This window comes from Paenibacillus sp. W2I17, assembly GCF_030815985.1.
GTDB lineage: Bacteria > Bacillota > Bacilli > Paenibacillales > Paenibacillaceae > Paenibacillus.
In genome coordinates this window covers 6,836,030-6,860,158 of the sequence record NZ_JAUSXM010000001.1, presented here as the reverse complement: position 1 = coordinate 6,860,158, position 24,129 = coordinate 6,836,030, and the positions used below count along the sequence as shown (strand labels likewise).

Annotated in this window: 30 protein-coding genes and 1 tRNA gene; 7 read left to right on the top strand and 24 right to left on the bottom strand. The window is 44.5% G+C overall.

All coding sequences use genetic code 11. The features are described 5' to 3' along the window. The first annotated feature begins 72 nt into the window (after window positions 1-72). Window positions 73-378: a rhodanese-like domain-containing protein gene (locus tag QF041_RS30550; RefSeq protein ID WP_017687407.1), complete on the top strand. Its 306-nt coding sequence runs from the start codon at window positions 73-75 to the stop codon at window positions 376-378. A 136-nt stretch (window positions 379-514) separates the two neighbouring features. Here the strand turns inward: QF041_RS30550 and QF041_RS30545 are convergent, their stop codons facing one another. The 4 genes from QF041_RS30545 to QF041_RS30530 all read right to left on the bottom strand — a co-directional run bounded on the left by QF041_RS30545 (window position 515) and on the right by QF041_RS30530 (window position 5,345). Continuing rightward, window positions 515-1,024 carry a shikimate kinase gene (locus QF041_RS30545; RefSeq protein ID WP_282320798.1) on the bottom strand — a complete coding sequence of 170 codons (510 nt, stop codon included), beginning with the start codon at window positions 1,022-1,024 and terminating at the stop codon, window positions 515-517. Between the two features lie 593 nt (window positions 1,025-1,617). After that, the gene (gndA, locus tag QF041_RS30540; protein ID WP_036614715.1) at window positions 1,618-3,027 is read right to left on the bottom strand and encodes an NADP-dependent phosphogluconate dehydrogenase; all 1,410 of its coding nucleotides are present in this window, start codon (window positions 3,025-3,027) and stop codon (window positions 1,618-1,620) included. Between the two features lie 172 nt (window positions 3,028-3,199). After that, window positions 3,200-3,799: a hypothetical protein gene (locus QF041_RS30535; RefSeq protein ID WP_036614719.1), complete on the bottom strand. Its 600-nt coding sequence runs from the start codon at window positions 3,797-3,799 to the stop codon at window positions 3,200-3,202. A gap of 253 nt (window positions 3,800-4,052) precedes the next feature. Further along, window positions 4,053-5,345: an MFS transporter gene (locus tag QF041_RS30530; protein ID WP_133385500.1), complete on the bottom strand. Its 1,293-nt coding sequence runs from the start codon at window positions 5,343-5,345 to the stop codon at window positions 4,053-4,055. A gap of 177 nt (window positions 5,346-5,522) precedes the next feature. Here QF041_RS30530 and QF041_RS30525 point away from each other — a divergent pair, with 177 nt between their 5' ends. Beyond that, entirely contained in the window at window positions 5,523-6,998 is a 1,476-nt protein-coding gene (locus tag QF041_RS30525) for an aminotransferase class I/II-fold pyridoxal phosphate-dependent enzyme (RefSeq protein WP_047844430.1), read from the top strand. 209 nt (window positions 6,999-7,207) lie between these two features. Here QF041_RS30525 and QF041_RS30520 read toward each other — a convergent pair whose 3' ends face one another. The 4 genes from QF041_RS30520 to QF041_RS30505 all read right to left on the bottom strand — a co-directional run bounded on the left by QF041_RS30520 (window position 7,208) and on the right by QF041_RS30505 (window position 9,396). Beyond that, window positions 7,208-7,525 carry a DUF1292 domain-containing protein gene (locus QF041_RS30520; RefSeq protein ID WP_036614722.1) on the bottom strand — a complete coding sequence of 106 codons (318 nt, stop codon included), beginning with the start codon at window positions 7,523-7,525 and terminating at the stop codon, window positions 7,208-7,210. Between the two features lie 97 nt (window positions 7,526-7,622). Then, a complete protein-coding gene (locus QF041_RS30515; protein ID WP_036614723.1) occupies window positions 7,623-8,177 on the bottom strand; it encodes a stalk domain-containing protein in 555 nt (184 codons plus the stop codon). Between the two features lie 474 nt (window positions 8,178-8,651). Next, a complete protein-coding gene (locus QF041_RS30510; RefSeq protein WP_017687398.1) occupies window positions 8,652-8,831 on the bottom strand; it encodes a hypothetical protein in 180 nt (59 codons plus the stop codon). Between the two features lie 145 nt (window positions 8,832-8,976). Continuing rightward, window positions 8,977-9,396, bottom strand: coding sequence for an organic hydroperoxide resistance protein (locus QF041_RS30505; RefSeq protein ID WP_307416785.1), 420 nt, complete (start codon window positions 9,394-9,396; stop codon window positions 8,977-8,979). A 257-nt stretch (window positions 9,397-9,653) separates the two neighbouring features. Here QF041_RS30505 and QF041_RS30500 point away from each other — a divergent pair, with 257 nt between their 5' ends. After that, window positions 9,654-10,865, top strand: a complete 1,212-nt coding sequence (locus QF041_RS30500; RefSeq protein ID WP_307416784.1) for a chromate transporter — start codon at window positions 9,654-9,656, stop codon at window positions 10,863-10,865. Window positions 10,866-11,085: 220 nt separating this feature from the next. On the opposite strand, the gene QF041_RS30495 is transcribed toward QF041_RS30500, so the two are convergent. The 7 genes from QF041_RS30495 to QF041_RS30465 form a co-directional block, all read right to left on the bottom strand. Then, a complete protein-coding gene (locus QF041_RS30495; RefSeq protein ID WP_192134129.1) occupies window positions 11,086-11,493 on the bottom strand; it encodes a GNAT family N-acetyltransferase in 408 nt (135 codons plus the stop codon). Between the two features lie 31 nt (window positions 11,494-11,524). Further along, window positions 11,525-12,211 (bottom strand): hypothetical protein, encoded by a 687-nt coding sequence (locus tag QF041_RS30490; protein ID WP_307416783.1) that lies wholly within the window; start codon window positions 12,209-12,211, stop codon window positions 11,525-11,527. Window positions 12,212-12,213: 2 nt separating this feature from the next. Beyond that, a complete protein-coding gene (locus tag QF041_RS30485) occupies window positions 12,214-13,212 on the bottom strand; it encodes a glycoside hydrolase family protein (protein WP_307416782.1) in 999 nt (332 codons plus the stop codon). Window position 13,213: 1 nt separating this feature from the next. Then, window positions 13,214-13,471 carry a hypothetical protein gene (locus QF041_RS30480; RefSeq protein WP_253501849.1) on the bottom strand — a complete coding sequence of 86 codons (258 nt, stop codon included), beginning with the start codon at window positions 13,469-13,471 and terminating at the stop codon, window positions 13,214-13,216. Between the two features lie 341 nt (window positions 13,472-13,812). Beyond that, window positions 13,813-15,687 carry a M1 family metallopeptidase gene (locus tag QF041_RS30475; protein WP_307416781.1) on the bottom strand — a complete coding sequence of 625 codons (1,875 nt, stop codon included), beginning with the start codon at window positions 15,685-15,687 and terminating at the stop codon, window positions 13,813-13,815. A gap of 31 nt (window positions 15,688-15,718) precedes the next feature. Continuing rightward, the gene (locus tag QF041_RS30470) at window positions 15,719-16,024 is read right to left on the bottom strand and encodes a hypothetical protein (RefSeq protein ID WP_307416780.1); all 306 of its coding nucleotides are present in this window, start codon (window positions 16,022-16,024) and stop codon (window positions 15,719-15,721) included. 188 nt (window positions 16,025-16,212) lie between these two features. After that, window positions 16,213-16,285: transfer RNA gene (locus QF041_RS30465), tRNA-Val, on the bottom strand. 144 nt (window positions 16,286-16,429) lie between these two features. Between QF041_RS30465 and QF041_RS30460 the strand changes: the two genes are divergently transcribed. From QF041_RS30460 to QF041_RS30450, 3 genes are all read left to right on the top strand, one after another. Beyond that, entirely contained in the window at window positions 16,430-16,687 is a 258-nt protein-coding gene (locus tag QF041_RS30460; protein ID WP_307416779.1) for a hypothetical protein, read from the top strand. A gap of 238 nt (window positions 16,688-16,925) precedes the next feature. Beyond that, a complete protein-coding gene (locus QF041_RS30455) occupies window positions 16,926-17,369 on the top strand; it encodes a GNAT family N-acetyltransferase (protein WP_237175710.1) in 444 nt (147 codons plus the stop codon). A 112-nt stretch (window positions 17,370-17,481) separates the two neighbouring features. Then, on the top strand, window positions 17,482-17,718 hold the full coding sequence (locus QF041_RS30450; protein WP_017687389.1) for a DUF3892 domain-containing protein: 237 nt from the start codon (window positions 17,482-17,484) through the stop codon (window positions 17,716-17,718). Window positions 17,719-18,140: 422 nt separating this feature from the next. Here QF041_RS30450 and QF041_RS30445 read toward each other — a convergent pair whose 3' ends face one another. The 4 genes from QF041_RS30445 to QF041_RS30430 form a co-directional block, all read right to left on the bottom strand. Continuing rightward, window positions 18,141-18,422 (bottom strand): hypothetical protein, encoded by a 282-nt coding sequence (locus QF041_RS30445; RefSeq protein ID WP_307416778.1) that lies wholly within the window; start codon window positions 18,420-18,422, stop codon window positions 18,141-18,143. Next, complete coding sequence (locus tag QF041_RS30440; protein ID WP_017687387.1) at window positions 18,406-18,627, bottom strand: hypothetical protein; 222 nt, start codon at window positions 18,625-18,627, stop codon at window positions 18,406-18,408. Before QF041_RS30440 ends, QF041_RS30445 begins: the two co-directional genes overlap by 17 nt. Window positions 18,628-18,774: 147 nt before the next feature. Then, window positions 18,775-19,095 carry a DUF3889 domain-containing protein gene (locus QF041_RS30435; RefSeq protein WP_307416777.1) on the bottom strand — a complete coding sequence of 107 codons (321 nt, stop codon included), beginning with the start codon at window positions 19,093-19,095 and terminating at the stop codon, window positions 18,775-18,777. 56 nt (window positions 19,096-19,151) lie between these two features. After that, window positions 19,152-19,460, bottom strand: a complete 309-nt coding sequence (locus tag QF041_RS30430) for a hypothetical protein (RefSeq protein ID WP_307416776.1) — start codon at window positions 19,458-19,460, stop codon at window positions 19,152-19,154. Window positions 19,461-19,721: 261 nt separating this feature from the next. Between QF041_RS30430 and QF041_RS30425 the strand changes: the two genes are divergently transcribed. Next, window positions 19,722-20,624: a manganese catalase family protein gene (locus tag QF041_RS30425; protein ID WP_036614750.1), complete on the top strand. Its 903-nt coding sequence runs from the start codon at window positions 19,722-19,724 to the stop codon at window positions 20,622-20,624. A 210-nt stretch (window positions 20,625-20,834) separates the two neighbouring features. Here the strand turns inward: QF041_RS30425 and QF041_RS30420 are convergent, their stop codons facing one another. The 5 genes from QF041_RS30420 to QF041_RS30400 form a co-directional block, all read right to left on the bottom strand. Further along, window positions 20,835-21,128 (bottom strand): DUF6809 family protein, encoded by a 294-nt coding sequence (locus QF041_RS30420; RefSeq protein ID WP_047843715.1) that lies wholly within the window; start codon window positions 21,126-21,128, stop codon window positions 20,835-20,837. 140 nt (window positions 21,129-21,268) lie between these two features. Beyond that, window positions 21,269-21,448 carry a ribbon-helix-helix domain-containing protein gene (locus QF041_RS30415; protein WP_017687382.1) on the bottom strand — a complete coding sequence of 60 codons (180 nt, stop codon included), beginning with the start codon at window positions 21,446-21,448 and terminating at the stop codon, window positions 21,269-21,271. A gap of 295 nt (window positions 21,449-21,743) precedes the next feature. Then, on the bottom strand, window positions 21,744-22,829 hold the full coding sequence (locus QF041_RS30410; RefSeq protein WP_307416775.1) for a DUF3626 domain-containing protein: 1,086 nt from the start codon (window positions 22,827-22,829) through the stop codon (window positions 21,744-21,746). A gap of 179 nt (window positions 22,830-23,008) precedes the next feature. Next, window positions 23,009-23,590, bottom strand: coding sequence for a DUF3221 domain-containing protein (locus tag QF041_RS30405; RefSeq protein ID WP_307416774.1), 582 nt, complete (start codon window positions 23,588-23,590; stop codon window positions 23,009-23,011). 125 nt (window positions 23,591-23,715) lie between these two features. Next, on the bottom strand, window positions 23,716-24,045 hold the full coding sequence (locus QF041_RS30400) for a hypothetical protein (protein WP_307416773.1): 330 nt from the start codon (window positions 24,043-24,045) through the stop codon (window positions 23,716-23,718). Window positions 24,046-24,129: the final 84 nt, after the last annotated feature.

Here is a 24,129-nt window from a genome sequence, read left to right as displayed (position 1 = left end):
CCAAATTGACATTCCGTGCATCGCTTGGGTATCATTATAGCGTTAAGTCCATACAGAAAAGAGGACCTGAATATGACACAAATAGCTGAAATTGAAACGTCTGAGCTGCGCCGCCGTTTACAGGCGGGAGAGAAGCTGCAGATGATAGACGTCCGCGAGGACGATGAAGTCGCGCAAGGCATGATCGAAGGAGCCAAGCATATTCCGCTTGGACAGATTCCGGACCGACTGTCTGAGATTGAGAAATCAGGCGAGATCGTGATCATCTGTCGTAGCGGTTACCGCAGTGAGCGTGCATGTGAATATCTGCAGCAACTGGGATATGAAGGCTGTACAAACATGGTCGGCGGTATGCTTCAGTGGCAACAGGAAGACTAGAGAAACCCGGAGAGAAGCGAAGTCATTTGTAACCTTGTGACCTCAGCTCTGCTCCACTTCTAGAAACGGGCCTATATGGCCCGTTTTGTTATATCTGCCACCACCTATCAACCATCAAACTTCGATGATAACAAGCTTAGACGCGGTAATGCACTAAAATTAAACGAGTCACTTCAGCAGCGGATAACTCGGTTGTATCCACCGTATAATGTGCGAACCGGTATGCGTCTTTCCGTTCTTCCATAATTGCCTGAATGCGTTCCTCTGCATTACCTGCGAGGAGTGGGCGATTGTCACAGCCACTAACACGCTCTACAATCACTGCCGGATCAGCAGTCAAGGCAACAACCCAACCATTTTTCAACATCACGTCACAATTATCCGAACGCAGCACCACGCCACCTCCGGTCGCTATGACCTGTGACTTCTTCTCCAGCACCGAGCATAACATACGGCTCTCGGCATCACGGAAATACGTCTCTCCCTTGCCAGTGAACAATTCTGGAATCGTACAGCCTTCCTCTTTTTCCACCGCGGCGTCTACATCAATCAATCGATAACCAAGCTCGCGTGCAAGCATGTCAGCGACGGTTGATTTGCCGGTTCCCATCATACCAATGAGAATAATATTGTTAGACTTGCTCAAGGTGTACACTCCTTTAATTCAAGCAATTCGTGAGCACTTTTGTCCTATCATAACACAGCCCTGCAGACTGGGAAAGACCATCTCCTAACCGACTTCCTTTCGACCATCCGCAAGTACTTCCAAGACAGATTAAGTAACTCCCGGCATCTAAGCCTACGGCAGATCACCCTTAAGCAGTTTTGAGCCCCCAAACGTTTTCAATCAGTGACCAACTAGTAACTTAACGAACAGCAATGAGCTTATTTACGTAAAATAGGCGCAGATAAACTTCTAACGAATCTCAGTAAACTTATTTCAAAAAATCACCGTCAAAACCTCGACATCTCGCTGCGAATTATTGAAATAGGGCCTTCTGAGTTCGTTAAAAAATAGAACCGGCTCATTTTGCCAAAATAGGGTGTCTCATGTTCATTAGGTCTAGAGGCAGCTACATGTCTTCTCCATCAACATTATTTCTGTATAACACAGTAAAAAAGAGGCCCAGCGTTGACCGGCAATCCCCGGAACGCCAAACCTCTTTTGAGCCTCTTAGCAGGCCAAAGCTCCTGCTTAAAGGCGCTTTGGCCAAATCTAAGAGACTTGTATATGTGCTACTACTCCATCCAGTTGTGGTGGAAGCTGCCTTCTTTGTCCACACGTTTGAACGTGTGAGCACCGAAGTAGTCACGTTGAGCTTGCAGCAAGTTTGCTGGAAGACGCTCTGTACGGTAGCTGTCGTAGTAAGACAGAGCACTGGAGAAGCCAGGTACTGGAACACCTTGTTTTACAGCAGCCGCTACAACTTCACGCCATGCGCCTTGATAAGACTCAACGATGTTTTGGAAGTAAGGATCTAAGAGCAAGTTTTTCAGAGCTGCGTCTTTATCATAAGCTTCCTTGATGTTTTGCAGGAACTGCGAACGGATGATGCAGCCACCGCGGAAGATCATGGCAATGTTGCCGTATTTCAGATCCCAGCCATACTCGTCGGAAGCTGCACGCATTTGTGCAAATCCTTGTGCGTAGGATACGATTTTACTTGCAAAGAGGGCTTTACGCACGCTCTCGATAAATGCTTTTTTGTCACCGGAGAACGCTTCAGTCGCTGGTCCATTCAGGATTTTGCTAGCTGCTACACGCTCGTCCTTCATCGCAGACAAGAAACGGGAGAATACAGATTCCGTAATCATGGACAATGGTACACCGAGATCCAGCGCACTTTGGCTTGTCCATTTACCTGTTCCTTTTTGTCCAGCCGCGTCCAGAATGACGTCAACCATTGGTTTACCCGTTTCCGGATCGTATTTAGAGAAGATATCTGCTGTGATTTCGATCAGGTAGCTATCCAGCTCCCCTTGATTCCATTCCGTAAAGATTGCGTGAAGCTCTTCAACAGAAACGTTCAATACGGATTTGAGCAAGTGGTACGCTTCACCAATCAACTGCATATCTCCGTACTCGATACCGTTATGCACCATTTTCACATAGTGTCCGGCACCGTCTGGTCCAATATATGTACAACATGGATCGTCACCGACTTTGGCCGAGATCGCCGTCAGGATCGGTTCAACCAGTTTATAAGCACTTTCCTGTCCACCTGGCATGATGGAAGGGCCTTTCAGTGCGCCTTCTTCACCACCGGATACACCTGTTCCGATGAAACGAATGCCTTTGTCTTCCAACTCTTTGCTGCGACGTTGCGTGTCAGGGAAGTATGCGTTCCCTCCATCAATGATGATGTCGCCCTCATCCAGGTGAGGAAGCAGTTGTTCAATGGTAGCGTCGGTCGCTTTTCCGGCTTGTACCATGATCAAAATTTTGCGCGGGGATTCCAGGGATGCTACGAACTCTTCAATGGAGAATGAGCCTGTCAGGTTTTTACCTTCAGCTTCTTTCAGAAGATCATTGGTTTTCTCCGGGGAACGGTTAAATACCGATACTGAGAAACCTTTGCTTTCAATGTTAAGGGCCAAATTTTTGCCCATGACAGCCAGGCCAATTACGCCAATTTGTTGTTTTGTCATCTGGTCCTCCATCCTTTGCTCCAATTAATTTTATTGAAATAAATTCTCAACAATACTCCCATTTTAACGGTTTTATGTATAGAAGTGAACCCCGTGGCACAGCTACGCAACGAGAAAACACCCCAATCTGCTGAGGTGTTCATCGTATTTTCATAAATACGGCCTTATCTTGTCAGCCTTCTAACATTAACAGATGTCCGGACAACTGTTTTAAGACTTGACGGCAAGCATTTGCTTTTTCGATATTATCCATCTGCATGGCCGTGTAGAGGCGCTCCAGTTCATCGTCCACTTCCATGCGCAACAACATGAGCCTTTCCTCGCCTTCACGCGAGAGGAACATTTCTTCCATCTCTTCCGCCGTCGGCGCAGGTTCCTTTTGAAAAATGACACGCTGTTTGAATCCGGAAACTTCCACGAGCCGAATCACTTCACCGAATAAAATGTTCTCCACGGTCATCTGCTGATCCTTGAACCGCTTCACAACCGCATGCCCGCGTGTATCTCCAATCAGCTTCTCCAGCCACTCTGCAAGTTTTGCATCCTTAATGATATAATCTCCAGTCATCTTGTAGTTCCCCGTGCGTGTCTGTTGAAAGCGGAGCTTTACCAGCTTGCGGCCGGTCCGGACTGACAGGATAAAAAAGGATTCGTCCTCGCTCCAATATAGTGAATATCCCTCACGAATAAGGTCTCTGATCAAATTTTGGATATGCCGACGGTTGAACCGCAGCTCCAGATTGCAATATTCAACTTCATAACTCTTATTCACGGCACTCCCTCCATCTGTACCGGATCAACTCCGGCCCTCGTCTTCAATCGCTTCTACTCAATCGGCTTACCCTATTTTATACTTCATTTTATGTAAGGGTACTTGGTTATTTGACTATTTTTCACCGAAAGGACCGCAGGATTGCAGCTTTCCGCAGACGCACAGGGGCAAGCCCCCGATTATCGTGATATAATGGACGCGAAAAAGGGAGCTCCACAACCAAGACCGTTGGTGGAACTCCCTTTTCTTTTGCTTATTTGGCCGGAGCGGTGCGAAACGGATTGCGGGATAACACAAAGTGCACAACGGCAAGTCCTGCCATGACGATGGCACTGCCAATGAATGGGGCCGGATGGCTCACGTGGTCCCACAGCAGTCCGGAAACAATGGGGCCGACAACCATGCCTGATCCCTGCAATGTAAGGAAAAATCCCCAGATCGCTCCCCGCTCCCCTTTGGGAATCAGTGTGGCTACAAAAGCATTCCAGGCGGGCAGAATCATGGCATAACTGATGCCCACCAGCATAACAACACCAAACACCACCGGAATGGATGTTATGGAGGAGAATGCAAACAGACTCGCCGCCGCCATCAAAAAACCAACGTTCAGGAACGGTTTCGTACCAAACCTGTCTACCATTTTACCTACAGGCAGTAAGGCAATAACGGTTATTCCACCTCCCGCAATCAGCAACAAACTGTAAAGGTTTGGTGAGATGTGCAGATCTGTGCGTGTATATAGCGTGATTACTGGACTGAGCAGCCCAATGACAAACGACTGCATAAACAAGGCAGGATACACCAGTGGATTTACATTAAGCGTACTGCGCACTCGTTGCAGTGTGCCCTTCACACTCTTTTGCAGCCGGATGAACGGCGTGAGCAGATTCGGTTTGGCTGGATATTTCACATCACTATTCTTCGCTGCTTGCTCGGCATGCTCTCCTTCAACAATGACACGTCCAGGAAGAATCATGGCCACCAGAATAACGAGAATGGCACAACCCATCAGCACGAGGAATATAGTTCGATAATCATGATGCGTGCGCTCCAGCAGCCAGTTCATGCCTATAGGTCCAAGCCCCGTTCCGCCGAGAGCAGCCATCTCCAGCGCCCCCATTGCTGTACCATTCTTGTTCTGTGGGCCTGACATCGCCGTCACCCCTGTCATGGCGCAAGGCCAGAGTGGTGACGTACCAATGCCAAGAATGAGACAGGCCATGGCCAGTCCAAAGGCACTTTTGAGAAAAAGGATCATAATAACAGCGATTAAGGTACAGATTAGTGCTGTAACCATCGTTGCGCGGAACCCGATCCGTTCTGCTGCCCAGCCGGAAGGCGCCCGGAACAGATTATCTCCCAGATATTGAAGAGCAAATGCCACACCAATGACGCCTGCAGACAGACCCAGTATATTGTCCATATACACGGGCAAAACAGCTACCAATAGGGCCCCTTTGATAATTTCAACTAGAAAAAGTGTCAGCCACATCGCGATAAAAAATGGTGATCGCAAAATTTTGGCTGGTTTTGTATCGGTTTGCATTCTTTTTCCCCTTTCGGTGTTCATTTGCCTATTCCCTATCCTTAGTGTAACCGTGGGGAATGTGCCCAAATCTCGGCAATTTAAAAAATTGTCGATTTATACTGTTGCATTCGGTTCTTAATTTGCTATACTCATCTTTGTTTACCAATTTTATTAGGAAGGGTTGTGACAGCACTGATGAATCACCACCGTACGCCGCTGTTTACCGCTTTAAAAAATCATGCGGCACTCAATCCGGTACAGTTTCATATTCCGGGCCATAAAAAAGGATTGGGAGCGGATACCGAATTCCGTGAATTTATTGGCGATAATGCCTTCTCCATAGATTTGATTAACATCGCACCGTTGGATGACCTGCATCAGCCAACCGGTGTCATTCAGGAAGCACAGATTTTGGCAGCAGATGCCTTCGGAGCCGATTATACCTATTTTAGTGTACAAGGCACAAGCAGTGCCATTATGACCATGATTCTGTCTGTATGCTCACCGGGTGACAAAATTATTGTGCCCCGTAATGTGCATAAATCGGTTCTGTCCGCGATTATTTTCTCAGGCGCCAAACCCGTATTTGTTTCTCCTTCACAAGATGCCAATCTAGGCATTGACCATGGAGTGACTACACAGTCTATCCGTCGCGCACTTGAGCGTCATCCAGATGCCAAGGCATTGCTTGTAATTAACCCGACCTACTACGGCGTGGTTACCGATCTGAAAGAGATTGTTGAGCTGGCACACAGCTACCAAGTTCCTGTACTTGTTGATGAAGCACATGGCGTACTCATTCATTTCCATGAGGATCTGCCGTTGTCTGCGATGGCAGCAGGTGCCGATATGGCTGCAACCAGTGTTCACAAGCTTGGTGGCTCCATGACACAGAGTTCCGTACTCAACCTGAACACGAAGAATGGGTTCGTGAATCCGCAGCGTGTACAGACGATCCTGAGTCTGCTCACCTCAACATCAACTTCATACATTTTGCTTGCTTCACTCGATACATCAAGACGTAACCTGGCACTCCACGGTCGTGAGATTGCACAGAAGGCGATTGAACTGGCTGAGTTTGCCAGACGTTCGATTAACGATATGGATGGACTGTATTGCTTCGGTAGAGAGCTGCTGGGTACAGAAGCGACCTTCAACTATGATCCAACCAAAGTAACGATCCATGTTCGCCATCTGGGTATTACAGGGTATGAGACAGAGAACTGGCTGCGTGAACATTACAACATCGAGGTCGAACTTAGTGATATGTACAATATTCTGTGTCTCATCACGCCAGGAGATACGGATGACAGTGTGGATATCTTGCTGAACGCTCTGCAGGATCTCTCCCGTACCTATTATCAAGTGAACCCGGCCCATGAACTGGTCGTAAAAGTTCCGGATATTCCACAGTTGATGCTGACTCCACGCGATGCATTCTACGGTGATACCGAAGTGATTCCGTTTAAGGAATCCGCAGGACGTATTATCTCGGAATTCATCTATGTCTATCCGCCAGGAATTCCAATCCTGTTACCGGGTGAGGTTATCACCCAGGAAAACATCGACTACATCATCGATCATGTCGAAGTTGGATTACCCGTCAAAGGACCCGAAGATCGCAGCGTAACCAACGTTAAAGTGATCGTGGAAGCCGATGCCATTTTCTAAAACAACTCCATCACCCTGTGAATGGAATAAACTTGAAGGACCAAGCCTTAAGCTTGGTCCTTTTTTTATTTTATGAGACAAGCAAGTTTGCATTTTTCCGTCTATTTCGTCGTTCAAACCGGTGGTGTAAATCCTCGTATACCTCTTAAAAAACAAACAAAAGGCCCCCTGAGATCAAGGAGCCTTCATGTTATGTTCCAAAAGAATGACTATTCTTGTGATGCAACGAGTTCGTTGTAAGCCGCTTCAACGCGGTTCCACTCTTCTTCGTCTTCAATATTGTAGAGCACCATTTCCTCGTCTTCTTCTTCCATACGCAGGATGATGCCGTCAGCTTCAGGATTGTTACGTTCCAGCAGGAGCGCATAAACATGCTTCTCCACGTCAAACGTCTCCACCAAAACCATCTCCACGTCTTGGCCGTTCTCGTCTGTTAATGTGAGAAGGACTTCTTCATGCTCGTGGTCGTGGTCGTGGTCTTGCCCGCATCCGCAGCCATCGCCGTGTTCATGTGTGTGATCGCTCATTGAAATACCTCGCTTTATAAATAGAAATTGTGTAACCTTGCATATCGTAACATGTTCAATGACCCAGGTCAATTTAACTCACAGGGTAATTTTCGCTTCAATCGTTCAGCGCTGTAATGATTTTCTCCGCTACCAGGACGTAGCTGCTGTTTGCATTTTCTTTAATATGAAAGCCAACCTGATACTTACCGGCACGACTGAAATCGTACGTAAAATCATATGTGCGGAACCAGAAGTTATCCTTCTGGGTCGTAAGCTCCTGGGACTGGATATCCTTCACCTGACCGCTTGGATTGGTAATCGTTACTTTCACCGCAGCTACATCTGCTGTCAGACTATCCACTTGTGAAAATACATTGAATTTCAGCTTACCTACGTTAACGTTGCCAAATACAGTGTCTCCCTTGAAGAGAAAAATATGTACATTCGGTTTGATCACCGTTACTCTCTTGTTACTGCTGTCCCATTTGACGACGCCTCCGGCTTCTCTTACAGGTACATAGGTCGTTCCATCAATGAGATAACCTCCATCAGCTGCTTCCTTGCCGTTAATGAGAACACGAATCTTCTCGTTCACCGAATCTGCAAACAATAAAGACCCGCCGAGCAAGGAGAATACCGTGACACAAAGCAATATTCGTTTCCATTTCATCCCGTCAATATTCCCTCCCCTGCTGCTAGCTGTTGTACATTTATACTGCAGATTCATCCACAAAGTTGCGCTGTTTTTCATCATTTTTCATTTTTTATCCAGAATTTTTTCCACCCCTTGGAATGCACAAAAAGAGGCGATCCTCATTAAAGGATGCCCCTGATCTATAATTATTATATATACGGGATTATACGAAGAGTTATGAAGAAGTATGGCGGGTCAATATACAGGGAACGCCCTTGCCTAAAGCCCCTTCAATTCTCATACGTGCAGCATAATCCATTCCTCGCGTACATGGTGTCTTACATCTCTCACATACATCCGAAGTGACCAACTTCATGGATACACGTATTTTATCACTCTTTAATGCGGGAGCTTTCTTGCCCTTTGCTTTTGCCATCCCGGATTCCCCATTTCCCCAAGTGCTTACTGATGTAATGCATCATATGGGGATTCGCCCGGTTGTGTGTCTATTTAAAAAACGTATTTAAATAATAAAAATATGACAAGGAGGATACCTCCAAGAATGAGCCAGTTGCTGATTTCATACCAAATGCTCTTGCCTCCGGAGAGATATTTCTGTTCATTCTCTTGATGACGCTGACGGTGAGTATCGGTCTCAGAGCCATGGGGTGGTTTGCTAAAATCCATCATAAGTACATTCCCCTTTCAGCAGTTGTGTGTAAACTCACTACCATTATAACCCATAATTGAGTATGAAATTGATTTTTCTGCATAAAACACCAAAAAGCCTCCGATTTCTCGGAGGCTTCTTATCAACAACAAATAGTATAAATGATTACGCCAGTTCCACGTTAACATTCACGTTCCCTTTGATTCCTTTGGAATATGGGCAGTAGTCATGGGCAAGTTTCACAAATTTATTAGCCGTCTCCTCATCCAGACCAAGGATTTTAACTTCCAAATCTACTTGAAGCTTCACGCCGTTATCCTCAGAGTCTGTCACCAACATTACGGTTGCAGCTACGGTACTTCTTTCAATTTCAACTTTGTGTTTCTTCAATTGAAACTCCAGTGCGGAGTTAAAACAAGCACTATACCCTGCTGCAAACAACTGCTCCGGATTGGTAGCTGTCGTCACTTGTCCTCCGAGTTCAGGCGGTGCAGCTACATCCAACATAAACACGTTATCCGGGGATTGTACGATGCCTTGACGTCCGCCTGTATTGATTACTGTTGTTTCATATAATGTTTTCATTTGTGAAAACTCCTTTAGTTAATTAGATTTATTTTGACTAAATTTTGATCTCTCTTGTGTCGCTAACAATTACATTGTACACAATTAAATTGTGTATGTAAATAGTTAATATAAAAAAATAATATAATTTAATGCTGCGTTTAAATGAATAGCGATGAGGAGGATTATACTGTAGTTATCGGTAGAGGAAATGTATCCTTCCTTAACTTTCATCCATCGAATAACCTAAGTCGAACCGTTAAGGAGGAATAACACGTTTGGAGAATAATTCATTTCTAACCCGGGACAAGCCCAAACATAAAGTCAGAGCACTTTCTGAGGTGTTGGCTGTATCTACCAAACTCGGCCTGACTTCATTTGGAGGACCGATCGCTCATCTCGGTTACTTTCATGAAGAATATGTTCGCCGTAGAAAATGGATGGATGAACGAAGCTATGCAGATTTAGTTGCGCTATGTCAATTTTTGCCCGGGCCTGCCAGCAGTCAAGTCGGGATTGGAATTGGCATCATCCGCGGCGGTTTGGTGGGGGGACTGATAGCTTGGCTTGGTTTCACACTTCCTTCTGTCATTGTGTTAGTTTTGTTCGCTTTCTTTCTTCAAGGATTTGATATCAGCAGTACTGGCTGGATTCACGGCCTTAAGATTGTTGCTGTAGCTATTGTCGCTCAAGCGATATTGGGCATGGGGCAAAAACTAACTCCTGACCGTTACAGGGCAACCATCGCTATCTTTACTGCAGCGGCGACTCTTGTGTGGCAGACTGCGTTCACTCCAATCCTTTTTATTGTTATTGCAGGCATAGTAGGCATGATCCATTTCAGAAAAATGACAGGCATTAAGACAGCAGACTTGTCGATCCCGGTGAGTCGTAACTTGGCAATATTCTGTTTGGCTACGTTCTTTGGAATCCTGATTCTTCTCCCGGTACTCACACCCTTTGATCGTTCGGGATGGCTGTTATTCTTTGATAGCTTCTACCGTTCAGGATCACTTGTATTTGGTGGAGGGCATGTTGTACTTCCGTTACTGGAACGTGAATTCGTCCCTACAGGTCTGATTAACAAGTCCGACTTTTTGGCGGGATATGGAGCAGCACAAGCTGTACCAGGACCCTTGTTCACCTTTGCCGGTTATTTAGGAGCGATGATGCGTGGGGTTCCGGGTGCTTTGGTTGCAACGATTGCTATCTTTTTGCCCGCATTCCTTCTGATCGTAGGAGCATTGCCCTTCTGGAGTTCTTTATGTAAAAGCTCGAAAATTCAAGGAGCATTAATCGGAATTAATGCAGCCGTTGTAGGTATTTTGTTAGCAGCGTTGTACGATCCGCTTTGGACAACTGCGATCCTAACTCCTGTTGATTTTGCACTGGTATGTATCTTGTTTCTAATGCTCGTTTTTTGGAAAGTACCACCGTGGATCGTTGTCGTTGCTGGTGCAGCAGGCGGTACAATCATGAACCTACTCTAACTTTGTTTTCATAAGAGATTTTCGGTGTTGTCAGCTGCATGGGTACTCATCTCCTCGGCTTCTTACAGGAGTAATCCCATCTTTCTCATAAGCTTTCCTTCACTTATCAATCCAGTATACAAAAAAGGTACCCGTACACTTGAACACTTCTTTTTCAAAGTGTTCAAGTGTACGGGTACCAGGTTATTCTAAGCATACCTTTTTTACCGCTCCATGCAGATTATCGATTTATCCTCTTCGTCATTCCAATCGTAAACTTCTCAAATCCCAGTTTTGCGTAGTAGGTTTCCAATCCTTCCGTGCACATCAGTTGTGGAATCACCTTATTTTTCTCGCAATGCTCAACGATTCGTTTCATTAATTCTGTACCTATTCCTTGAGATTGATAGTCAGGCAGAACGCCTACCCCGCATATTATACCTGTTATCACTCCATCTGATATTACACGCCCCATGCCCACTAAGCGCTGCTGATCATAAGCATACATTGCATACCAACTTTGTTTGCACATACGTTCCAATTCATGTTGAGATAAATTCAGCGAATTCCATCCCAAAGATTCATATAGCGTTAATAATTGGTCGAAGCTCTCAGGTGGTTCTATTGAATAATGTATCGATTCTCTCATCAGATACCTCCTCTATCTACTCCATTTTAGTTCAGTTGCTCCAAATATCCACTTTCATCTGTGCACATTTGAAATACTTGGCCTCAGCCTTGCTTGTAGTCAGTTTCAAAAGACATTGCAGTTCTCCATGTTGGAACAACCCACCACTAAGGTCAGCCGCAACACCGCCATACTGATCATCCGCACCAAGCCATACGGACGGTCTCTCGAGTCCAGCTGAGAACTGTAATCCGGTACAGAGCAACACAGTGAGATTCTTACGGTTCTGTGCTTCATCTCCTGCTACGCCATGTGTGGTGAAGAACACCATGTTTTGATTAAAATCCGTGTAGGTTCCATCTGCTTTATAGGCACGGACCATACCATACTTCTGATTTACGTTTTGAAAAAAGGTGATTCCGGCCTTGCTATCCTTCGATTTAATGCCAACCTGAACTGAAATTCCAATGTTCCCGTTTAATTGTAGCGCTTCCAAAGTTATTGCAATTGCTGTTACTTTCGAGCTATCAATCAGATGTTTCATTTTCAACTCTGCCGTGGCTCCTGCCGTTGTCGGTGTTGTAACTGTTATGGTTCCTCTGTCGGGCAAAGGCTCAAACGTAGGGGTGCCCACTACCTCCATCCAATCCGGTAACGTTCCGTAAAGAAAATCGGCCACAAGCTGTTTGTGAACCTTTCCAAAGGGCACAATCTGACCCGCTGCATCACGTATAACCATCTCTACACCCCCACCGAATAGGCTACACCGATATTATGATCGGTATTGTAATACACGTACACTATACCGTCCATAACGGACACCATCAAGGACTGCATATTCGTCGTTTCCCAATTCAATGCCGGAAAATATATATCTGTAGGTTTGTCCAGCAGTTGACGAAAGTCTGCGCTGATCTTGGCAATGGCAGGTCGAGCTACAGTCGTAACCCCACCGGAAGCATAAGCCGATAACATGCCCAGCCACCACATGCTCCCTTTGTACATAAATACACCAGCATTGGATCTCGAAATGTTTTCTCCTGCACTTAAAGTGGCATCATTCCCACCTATTAATGGTCTTGGATCAGCTAACCAGCTACGTCCGTCATGTGAATGCCAGATACATTTACGACCAAAGTCACCACCGCCCATCACAGAGAAACCAATCCATTTGCCGCCATTTCTGAAACACGAGAAGTAACCGGTATGACCATCACCTGGGAACCCGGGAGGTTTGTCCAAAATCAACCCCACTCTTGTCCAGTTGATCATGTCTACAGAGGTCGCAAGTGCCGTTGATTGATTGATCCCCAGTCCGTTTTGTTGATAATACATAAAGAACAATTGTTCTTCATCGTTCCAGATCACAAATGGAGTTTCCGTCGAATTCCCAACCACAGTATCGAGATACACCTGTCCGTGTTTGGTCCATGGTCCTGTCGGGCTGTTCGAATAGGCTAGTCCAATTCCTCCGATGTGATTATGGTTGGTAGAATACGTAGCATAATAATCTGCTTTTGCATCAGGGATAAGCCCCTTTACCTTGATCGCCCGAAACCAATAGATCGATTGCAGACCCGCCATTGCAGCGGTATACATAGGATTGTCCATTTTTTTATCAAATTGAGGCGTGTACATCCGTCTGGCTTCTGCATCGCAATAATCATAAGGTGAAGTGAAACTGTTGGCTGTGACATTAGCAGTCTGTTCTGCCTGGATAGTTTTTTCAACCATTGACATGTTACACAACCTCCTTAACGTTCAGGGTGACAATGTCCAATGGAGAGAAGTATACTAATTCCGATGCGCCCTTTAGTAGATTTGAGAGATCAACAACATTACCCATATTCGCAGCCGGCCTCTGAATAACACGAATGATAGAGCGAATGCCTGTATTATATGAATACGCTTTCATTTTGTTAATTCCTTTGCTTTCCTTACCGTTGTGATCAGTGACTGTCTCTTTCCATGGCATGCCCGGATAATGTTGATCCTTCATATTAATCCCTCCTATTGTTTTCTCACGATAAGTATATTCATGAAGTTACCTTTCTGTTAAAGCATCATGCCCATTTTAAGGCCTAATATTCCAAGACTGGTTTGCAAAACAACATAAAATTTTATCCCCTTTTAGACTTTTTGAAGGTTATATCTTTCCTTTGGAGGGGAGTGAGTTGTGCAACCATCGGTTTGCTTTTGTTAAAATGACTAAACAGGCTAACCAATAACAATTGGCTAACCTGATTAGAGGAAGAAACTGCAATATAGATGTTCTCTTAAACAATTATTTCGTGGTGTTACAAGGGATGCTTTCTTCACTTTTCTAAAACCAATTACTTATTACTCCGCAAAAAGTGAAGATATGGGATTCACAACTTTTTTATTGGATTTCTCCTTGCCTTGGTTATCCAATACATAGTACTGATAAAAGTCGTTAGTGAATCCGATAGACTCCTGTATTTTCAGCTTAAAAGCTTCAAATGCAACATCACTCAGATGATCCTCATTCCAGAAATAATGAAGCATCAATCGATTCTGGTTATAAGGATGTTTGATAACATATGCACCCGCGGCGAGAGGTTGATTCATGGTATTTTTCCAAGGAAAACCCGTCTGTTTCGTCCGGTCGATAATGTTGAATTTCAAAGCCTGCACCAATCCGTTTGACTTGGCATTGCCAATGACAATAAGGTTGCTGTTGCCGATCTCTTTTTTCATCTTTTGCTTCAGTTCCTTGCGATCCCGTATAATGTCGTATCTCATACCGGTCATATCAAGGAATCCGGTCAACTGATTAACCATATCTTCCTGCTGTTTAGCTGCAAGTTTACTCACCTGATCGCTGAGCACAATGGTTAATTCCTCGCCTTGAAGGACTTTGTCCATCAATCGATTCATCACTTCATAAGGCAGATTAGGGATCATGCTCATGACAGCCTGATACTGTAGTTGTAACATGTCATGTACATAGGCGGCGGTCTCTTCCTGTGATAATTGGTATTCCGGCTTTAAGACAAAATTAGGCTGATATAGGGCCATTTGCATTTCTGAACGTACTTCTTTACCAAGCACATCTTCAATGGTGTGAAGCAGCCCCTCTACCGTTGCATTTTGGTACACGTAGCGTTTGAAATATGTCCTCATCAACTCGTCAAATTTCTCTTCACCGACGGAACGGTAAAGCTGATAGATCGCTTGTCTTCCCTTCTGATAATACACCAAACCTGCCAAATCCCCAGCTTCATCGTTTGTTGACGCAATCGCCATATCTACGGGTGCAGTATCAAACTGTATGGATCTGAACCCATTTAGCTTGTCTCTCTGTTTCTCGGCAAAATACACCATGGAGAAATCAGCAAAGCCTTCATCCAGAAAGGATTCTGTCTCCGAGTTATTACCGATCAATGCATGGAACCACTGATGCGCTATTTCATGAACAAATGTTGTGTCTTCTTCTGGAATAGCACCATTTTGAATCTGTCCCATCTGAATGAGCCTCGCATACTCCACGGCAACGCCTTGTACATACGTCTCGACAATTCGGAACTCTGGATAAGGATACTTGCCATATTTCTCACTATAGAAATCAATGACCTTGAATGCCTGATTAATGTACCGGTCAACTATCTTTTTCTTGGATGGATCATCGTTATAATAGTAGTATTCCACCGTCAGACCGTTACGGGTAGCGCGTTCCACTTGAAGATTAGGACTTGCAAAGAAAACAAACTCCCTCGTATTCTCGGCTACAGCAGACACAATCTTACGTCCATGTTCTGTACTGTTTTGAGTGGTGATCGTGCCCGGCATGGCTACCTGATACTCATCAGGAACATTTAATTGAACTTCAAAGTCCGATGAGGTGTAATAATCGCTCTCAAATGTTCGACTATACGGTGCCTTGTTCCATTGATGCTTAACCTCGTCGTATACAGACATCACCGGGAACCAGTGTGCACCATTGATCATGTCTTTGTAGTAGGAAACTCGCTGTGAGCCATAGGGTATATCCAACTGAAACTCCAGTTGGAATGATACCGATTCACCTGGTTGTACGGGCTTCTTCAACTGCACGGTCAACGCTTGGTTTTCCTTATGGAAGTCCAGCGATTGGCTATCTGCGGTTACAGCCTGAATATCGATGCCACCCAGAAAGTCCTCCGCTGTCTTCTCCGGGTGATCTTCACTAATCTTTTCATTATGCTGTTGGTACATGCTCGCCTGTGTAGACTTGGAGAGGTTTGCATCAGCATATGTATGAAGGACCAGCTGCTGGAGGGTATCCTTGCTTGTGTTTGTGATACGTTACCTTCTCGCTCCCCTGGATTGTCATGTCCTTCTCATTCAGCCGAGCCTGGATCTGGTATTGAATCGGGGTCTGCTCTAGAGAGTCTTTCTGTGTGTTATGTATCTTCGTAGATACAGGCGCTGGGTCTGCTTCCGCGGCAACAACCCCCATGTTGGCAAGTGGGCTTGTTGCCAGTATTAAAGCCAGTGTACCCGCGATCCCTACTCTGGCTAACTTTGATGTAAATGGGTTTGAATAATTCATAAGTTCTCTCCTTCTCCTGTTCTATGTTGACCTCAGAACCAAGTATAGAAGACGAAGCTTACGCTGAATTTATGTTTTATTTAAGTTTTGTTTAAAAAGAGGAGCGAAAATGAAACTATCGCAAATTGCATTCATGTTTGTATGTAAAAAAAAGAAAAGAAACCTTACATTGTAAGGCTTCTCATGTATGATCTGTAGTGGGCTCGAACCACTGACCCCTACCCTGTCAAGATAGTGCTCTCCCAGCTGAGCTAACAGATCATGATATATAAATGTTTCCCAATCAAGTAACAGTATCATATCAAGTAACCGTGTTCATTGTCAATGATTTATTTGGTTATAATTCACCCGAAATGGTGCACAATAAACGAAAGATTACCATTTCTACAACGAGGTGAATTCCCTATGAGAAACATAACAAAACGGTCAAAATCCAATAAATATACATTTACCAAATGCTTCTTCCCCTGCGTTGGGCTTATGATTCTCATTACAACCGTTACTGGTTGCGGCTTGGAGAAGGATGAACATACGGTACAATTCCAACAATTACAACAGCCCAATGAAAATGGTGAGTCTCTGCCCGTCTGGCTGGACGTATACTCCAAATCTGTAATTCAAGATGTATATTCTCCGCGAGGAAGCAGTGAAGTCTTGCCGTGAAGGTTAACAGGTGAATTACTCATCTTCATCCCACTTGCGTGAGTATGCTTTCTTCGTAACGTAATACAACAGAGTAATCATTCCCGCCGACATTAGCAATGTAATTACCATGATGCCTGTCATGCCCATCACTACCCCCTCCTCTCCCAATATGTTCCAGACTTCACTATACAGGAAAAACATTTTTTTGTATAATTCAGTCTGATATGTCGCGCAAGAGCAGAAAGAAGGAATGGAATTGGCAGCTGAGATTAGTTATGTATCTACAGAAGAACAACTGGAGCAAGCCCTGGGGATTCGCCATCACGTGTTTGTGATCGAGCAACAGGTGCCTGCCGAGATTGAGATTGATCAATATGATGTCATCAGTCCAGATGTGCATCATGTATTGTTAAGTACGGATGGCCAAGCTGTAGCCACAGGACGTCTGATCTATTACAGCAAGGATACGGCCAAAATGCAGCGGATCGCGGTGCTTGAGTCTCATCGTTCATTTGGCTATGGACGTGTGCTTCTGCTCGCGATGGAGGAACGGGCACGTGAACTCGGCTTATCCTATTCTGTACTGGATGCTCAATGTCAGGCACAGAAATTCTATGAAAAACTGGGTTATGAAGTGATTTCGGAAGAACCTTTTTATGATGCAGATATTCTGCATGTTCGTATGAAAAAGAGCTTGTAAAATCTCGGCGTTGGCAGGTCTTATCAGCATATGATGCATACTTCCGATGAATTCGGATAGGCTAATCAGGTAGACAGATTCCTATCTCGTCATATAAGGAGAGTGTGACATCATGGATCAAACAACACGCGAGAGTTTCACAGCAGTACAGAAAAATGGTGACGGTGACCTGACAGCTTTTCAAACTTCAGCAGGACGTGTACTGGATTATCAGCAGGCACTTGCAGAAGTAAAAGCTGGCGCTATTGCCGGTGTGAATGTATTTAAAGGCAAGGATGGCGAAATGTACATTCGCGGCGATGCCGACGGTGACCCAACCAACAACCTGGACCAACTTCCCCATTTCTAAAATAGATGCACACGTTGTATGTGTGACACAGTAAGCGCCGATCCGGATATCCGGGTTGGCGTTTTCTTATGTTCACTAGAGGGTGTCTTCAAACCTACTGAAAGCCGAACTCAGACCCACGAGCGGTAACGAATCTGAGGCGTCTTATTCTAGGATTTGAAGCCCCCTTAGAAATCTAAGGAATCTGAGACACGCTATATCAGAATTTTTGGCCTTTATAGCGTTTTTGTCAGGGGATTTCGGGAAATAAGGTGTCTGATGTTGCTTACAATTTAAAAAGAGGAGCGGAAGGCCAAATAAGACGTCCTGTGTTCCTTAGAAAATCATCTACTCATTCGCCAGCATCAGCCAACTTGGACTTCCAGACTGTTTAGATGCTGACATCCATCATCGTATAGCTTGCTTAAGTTTGAAAGCACACCTTAATAGTCCGTAAAATATTTTACGGAGTCCCCAGAAGGCTGGCTTCTGCGAACCGGCTGTTGTACTTGTTCCCATGCCTGCAAAATCTGTATCCCTTCAAGAGTAGACCGGTTCTCCCACGCGATGTGCCCGGTGCGTTCAAGCACCAGCAATGACTCATGAATGTAAGCTCTGCTTCGTCCCGTCTTGTTCTCCAGTTCATCCATACGCGGCAGCCTGCGCCGTTGTCCAGCATAGTTCACCATAATACGCAAAATCTTTCGTTCAAAGTCGTTCAGCATACTTTACCTCCCCATTCAGATCGGTAACAGGACGCCATGCCAGAATACCTTGCTCCAGAAATGTTCGGGGTGAGCCTTCTTTTCCCGCTGATGCTCTAATCATCCCGCCACGTACACTGTTAATTCGAATCTGTCGCTGCGTAATCTGCCCTGCACGATCCATGTAGACAAGCTCCACCATCTGGCCAATATATTTCCCTAGCATAACCATCCCTCCAATAAGAACGTTTGTTTGTATTTCATATTATATGCGAACATAAGTTCTTTATTCATATAGTAAAAAAAGGATTTTTGTAAAATAAAAAAACCAGACTTTCACCTTAATGAATAAGGCAGTCTGGTTCATAACGGATCAGTGTCGGTCCGATTCCGAAAATTGTACACTCTTTAACTGCTGTGTAGATGGATTAAAATCAACATTCACATAGACTGCGAATTGCTTGCCGTCTTTAGCACGAACCCATAGCTTGAACTGTTCCCGTGATTGATCCGCTGTTAGAGAAGTACGACCGATATGCTTATAGTCCAAAATATCCACATTATACTTGGTCTGTGTTTCTTTGACCGCAATAATTCCCCACTTCGCATAATCTGGGATAGCGCCACCTGTTCCTGATGTAATTCCAGCTAAACTCAGGACTACCGACATGACGGTAACGATGAGCATTCTCATTTCACTCACTCCTTGGGACAATATGTTTCTGTTATATTGCCCGTCCGGGTTTCATTTTACACGAATAAACGAAAGATCCAGGCCAGTGGCCGTAGGGAAAAAGGAACCACATGAACAAGCCGGTCAAACGAATCAGGAGGCTCAGTCCGGAAGCTAATTCCCCAGTCACCCGAGAAAACGTGTTGTTGAGTCTGTGGTTCCTGAGGACGTTCCAACCCGTATTTCTTTTCAAGTAACTGCCTCGTTGCTTCATCCACCTGAACCTCGTTCGTAACGACATATGCTGTGGCAGGCTCGCTGCTTATGTACATCAGAATCATTAGAAACATTACAATCCCAACTATTTGTATCCAACGCTTGTTCATCTCTTACTCCTTTATGGATTCATGGCTCTCTTCTCTTGTACCTGAAGACTCGTTTGAATGTTTGATTATACATAAATTTTACCGTAATAGAAATATCAAATGGGAGAAGGTATGTGGCTTGCGTTATGCGATGCTTAAGTCCCATTTGGTTGGTTTTTTGTTTAAAAAACCCAATAGACGTGTAATAGGCCATGACAGAGTGACTTCACGATCTGAAACCCTACACGATCTGTAATACCAATTTGAGGAGGTTACACCCGAATGTTCAAACGCTTGGATGAAATCCTGATTGAGATTCCCAATGTCGAGAAGCCAGATCCGAATGCTGCGGCAGCCATACAAGAATTGCTCGGCGGCAAATTCGGAGAAATGTCAACGTTGAACAACTACCTCTATCAATCGTTTAATTTTCGATCCAAAGAAAAGCTGAAGCCCTTCTATGACCTCGTCATGAGTATTACCGCCGAAGAATTGGGTCATGTTGAGCTCGTGTCTCATGGCATTAACAAGTGCCTCAGAGGTTCAACCGAGTACAAAGAACCCGACGATACGCCGCTAGGTTCCGTAAAAGATGCTCGTCTTTCGTATCACTATCTGGCAGGTGCACAAGGCGCAATGCCTTTTGACTCTATGGGTAATCCATGGACGGGAGCAAACGTCTTTAACAGTGGCAACCTAGTCGAGGATCTGCTGCATAACTTCTTCCTAGAATGTGGCGCTCGTACCCATAAGATGAAAGTATATGAGATGACGGATCACCCGGCAGCCCGGGAAGTGGTTGGTTTCCTGCTGGTACGTGGCGGCGTGCATGTTGTCGCATATGCGAAAGCACTTGAGATTGCAACTGGCGTAAATGTGACCAAGCTGGTTCCTATCCCTTCACTGAACAACAAAGCCTTCAACGAGGCTCGCAAATATGAAGAAAAAGGGGTACACACCAAGCTGTACACCTATAGTGATAAAGATTTCAACACGATCGGACAGATCTGGAAAGGAACTCACCCCGAAGATGGACAACCTCTTGAAGTCATCCAAGGGATTCCTGAAGGATTCCCGATTCCGGAAGCTCCTGCGGTCGAGGAAGAATTCGCACCAGGTATATCACAAGAAGACTTCAAAGAGATTGCACGTCGTCTGAAGATGGCGGGGAATATTGCGGATTAAGGAACAATTTGTTTAACAGGTTCTTTCACTATATATAAATTGTTAACTCTATATTTAAGTGAAGCCCTCGAACCCTGCTACTGAATGCAGAGAGGATTTGAGGGCTTTGTTATAATCAATTTATGATACAAAATGAGTATATTGTATGCACGTCATTTCCTGAGAATCTAGCTGTAAAAGTAAACCTGATCTCTGCTCACATCGTTAAACTTAGTTAAACTCCAACACCGATTCCTCCCGCTGACTCATGACTTCAATCAACATGTTGGCACCCAGACGAAAACCTTGTGCAAACGCTGCTTCCGTATGCATGCCCTCACATCTGCCACACAAGTCAAATAACTGTTCAAGCTCAAGAAATTCATTCTCGCTCAAACGATTCTTCCATTGCTCTGTCAGAGCTGCAATCTGCCGCCCCAACGCTTGGTATTCAGGATGTGTCGGCATCATCATCTCATCTGGTCGAAGTCGTCCATTATATAATGCTTCTAATATCGAATTCATGTGCATCCTCCTGTATATCAATTCACACCTCACTTGAATGAACGTTCTACACATGGTAGGATATTTATGCAGTCGCTCATTCAAGTGATTGCGTGATAGGAAGCAGCGTGTTCTTCGTGGGACTAGCGCTGCTTCCTTTTTTATTTTTGGAGTTCGTCGTAAATCTTCTCAATCCCTTTGCGAACGATGTCTGATCGATTCGTATTCAGCTTCTCAGCCGAAATATCGAGCTTGTTCATAATTTCCTCATCGACACGTATTTCAATCGTTCTGCTTTTGGGTTTGTCAGATTTAGGCCGCCCCATCTTTTTGGCGGACATTGCTTCACCTCTTTTTTTGTCCTGACAATAATATGTTATTGTCAGGACAAAAAGTCAATTTAATTATAAAACTTACGTTCGTTTTAGTGACAGCAGATTCATAGATAAATTTATAGTCTGTAATCCGTTTCAATGATAAAAAAACTTGAACGGCTAGGCGCTCAAGGTTGTTAGAGTACTATTATTGAGTAACAATTTAAAATTCAGGAGACACGCAAACAAGTAGGAAAAAGAATTTGGTATTTTAGCATTTTTATCACTACATATTCAATATTTTTAATTTCGAAAAATGTTTTCACTCTTCCATTGGCTTTCCATATCTCACTAAGACATGCCAGAGTAATTTTAACTCTTGTAGAACTTCTTTGTAGGTTCCTCTATCGCTCCAATGGCTTGGGTTTCGTTTCAAGTCCATAGCTGCAGAACCAATGATATTTGCATCAATCAAATCACTTTTTGCAATTCTTTTGGCTAGTGAAGTCATCGAAGGACCTCGAAAATCCATAGGAACGTCATTAACTAATAGTGTAAAGCCCATGTGCCAGTGGAGATCAATTGAATACTTTAAACATATCTGCTCTAAGATTCGTCCTGTATGTGTGCCTTTAAATGATGGGTCGGCAACAAGTATCTTGACATCTTTTTCAAGGGAAATATCACCATGAACCTGAGCTTCGATATAATGGTCCAGATTTCGGTTTGACTCTTGGTTTGATGGATTTTGGAATGGTTTCTCAAGATTGGCGTGCATATGGTCAATTAACTTTTGAACCGTTAGATTTCTTTCACCAATGGCAAAATCACTATAAAATACATCCCTCATAAGAGCAGCTAAAATGAGGTCAAATTCCTCATACGTTCCCTTTTCCTCGGGGTCTTGGTGAGAATCCAAATATGTATACGTGCAACGCTGAGAGACCTCAGTGGATAAAAGGAAATAACATGATCCAAAACGCGGAGCAGGTCCATCGGGATGTAACATGACATTGAGTGCCCCATACTTGGGCCGTTCGCTATTGGTTGAGCCATTTATTTGGTACGCTCCGCCAAACATTTTATTCTCCCAAACGTCACGTTCACCACCTGAAAATGCGGATACACTTCCATTCGATAAAAAAGTTTCAAATTGACTTTTATAAACTCCCTGCTCAAGTAGTGCTTCAGCCACGCTTTTCATATTCGGATCTAATCGATCTGGGTGAAAGTGTAACGCGATACTTGCATGAGATTTTAGTTTAGTGATAGCATCTTCAAATGTCTTCAGCTCGATGTTGGACATACGAAGGATTTCCCTAATGGTTTGCTCCGCTTCATTTTTGCGGCTTCTTGCATAATTGGTTATATGCTCTTGAGCTAACTGCTGAGACCTTGATAATTCCATGGCAGAAGAGTCCTTTCCCTTTTTTTAAAGTTCATAATACATGATGGACAGTGAGGGAACTTACAGGCGGTTCAAAAATCATGATATTGTGCAATGAATCAATCCGTGTCACTTCTTTCAATTTGAATCATATCTTGTGCAACTCGCGCTTCTCCACCATCATAATGCCATGAATCCCCTCATTCTCCGCCCTGCTTCCCCACTTGCTCCTCGTCCTTCACGGTCACATGCACGGCTTGCCCTTCATTCGCTGTCATCGCATCTCGCATAAGAAGGGTCCATGTCCCTGAATCTGCATCAAACCGCTTGTCCTCAATGACTGGAACACGGATGTTCTCTGCATCAGGTGAAAGAAGTCCGCTACGAATCGCATCGGCATCCGTCATATGCGCACCATCTGGTGCCACTGGACAAGATACCGCTATCTTTTCTGCTCTGGCCTCCCCAGGATAGGGTTGATTTTCCGGGCCTCCATCCGTCCAGACTTCAACATAAGAGCCGATCTGCGGATCAGGCGCATTGGAGAACCATTTTGCCGGATAATACCGATTTCCTCCTCCGTTCGCACTGAAATCCTCATATGCAGGATCAACCACAAGAATGGAATTGTCTTTGCGTTCAACCACATAACCAGTGAAACCATCTTCACTTGGTGCATTCGCTTGAGTCTGCACAGAGTTGCACTCGATATGTCCTGAACATCCCGTAATGCATACGATTAGGATTGAGAGCAATATGAGGACTCGACGAAGATTGGACATATGTAAATCCCCCTTTAATAACACCTCTTTCTAAATTTAACGTTCCATATCAGTTTATTGTTACAAATACAGCTGTCAGCTCACCCTTAACTTCCTGACGGGCTCAGCACGATCAACCCAAATATTCACTTCTTCATATCCCTTTTGTACACATACCTTCCCCATACCACCAACGCCGCACACAACAAGATCACACAATAAGCCCATACAAAAAACATGGCAAGCCCCAACCCAATGTTGGCATCCAGGCGCTCATCAAAGATCTCTGTGTACAGCGAAAAACCGAGTGGCACGGCGCCAACAATAAAAATTCCAATGGACCATCCACCCCAGCGTTGGAAACCGGACCCCGCACGACTTCTGGAAATTTTGCGAATCCCTTGAGTCAGAAGCCACCAAATCAGAATAAATAATAGACAGGTTATAAGAATTTTCAGCATATCGTTCAACTGCATATCGTGTACCTCCTATATCTTGCAAGATGATGAACATATCTTACACGTTAAGTGTTCTCTTTACTATATTACCCGTTTCCATAT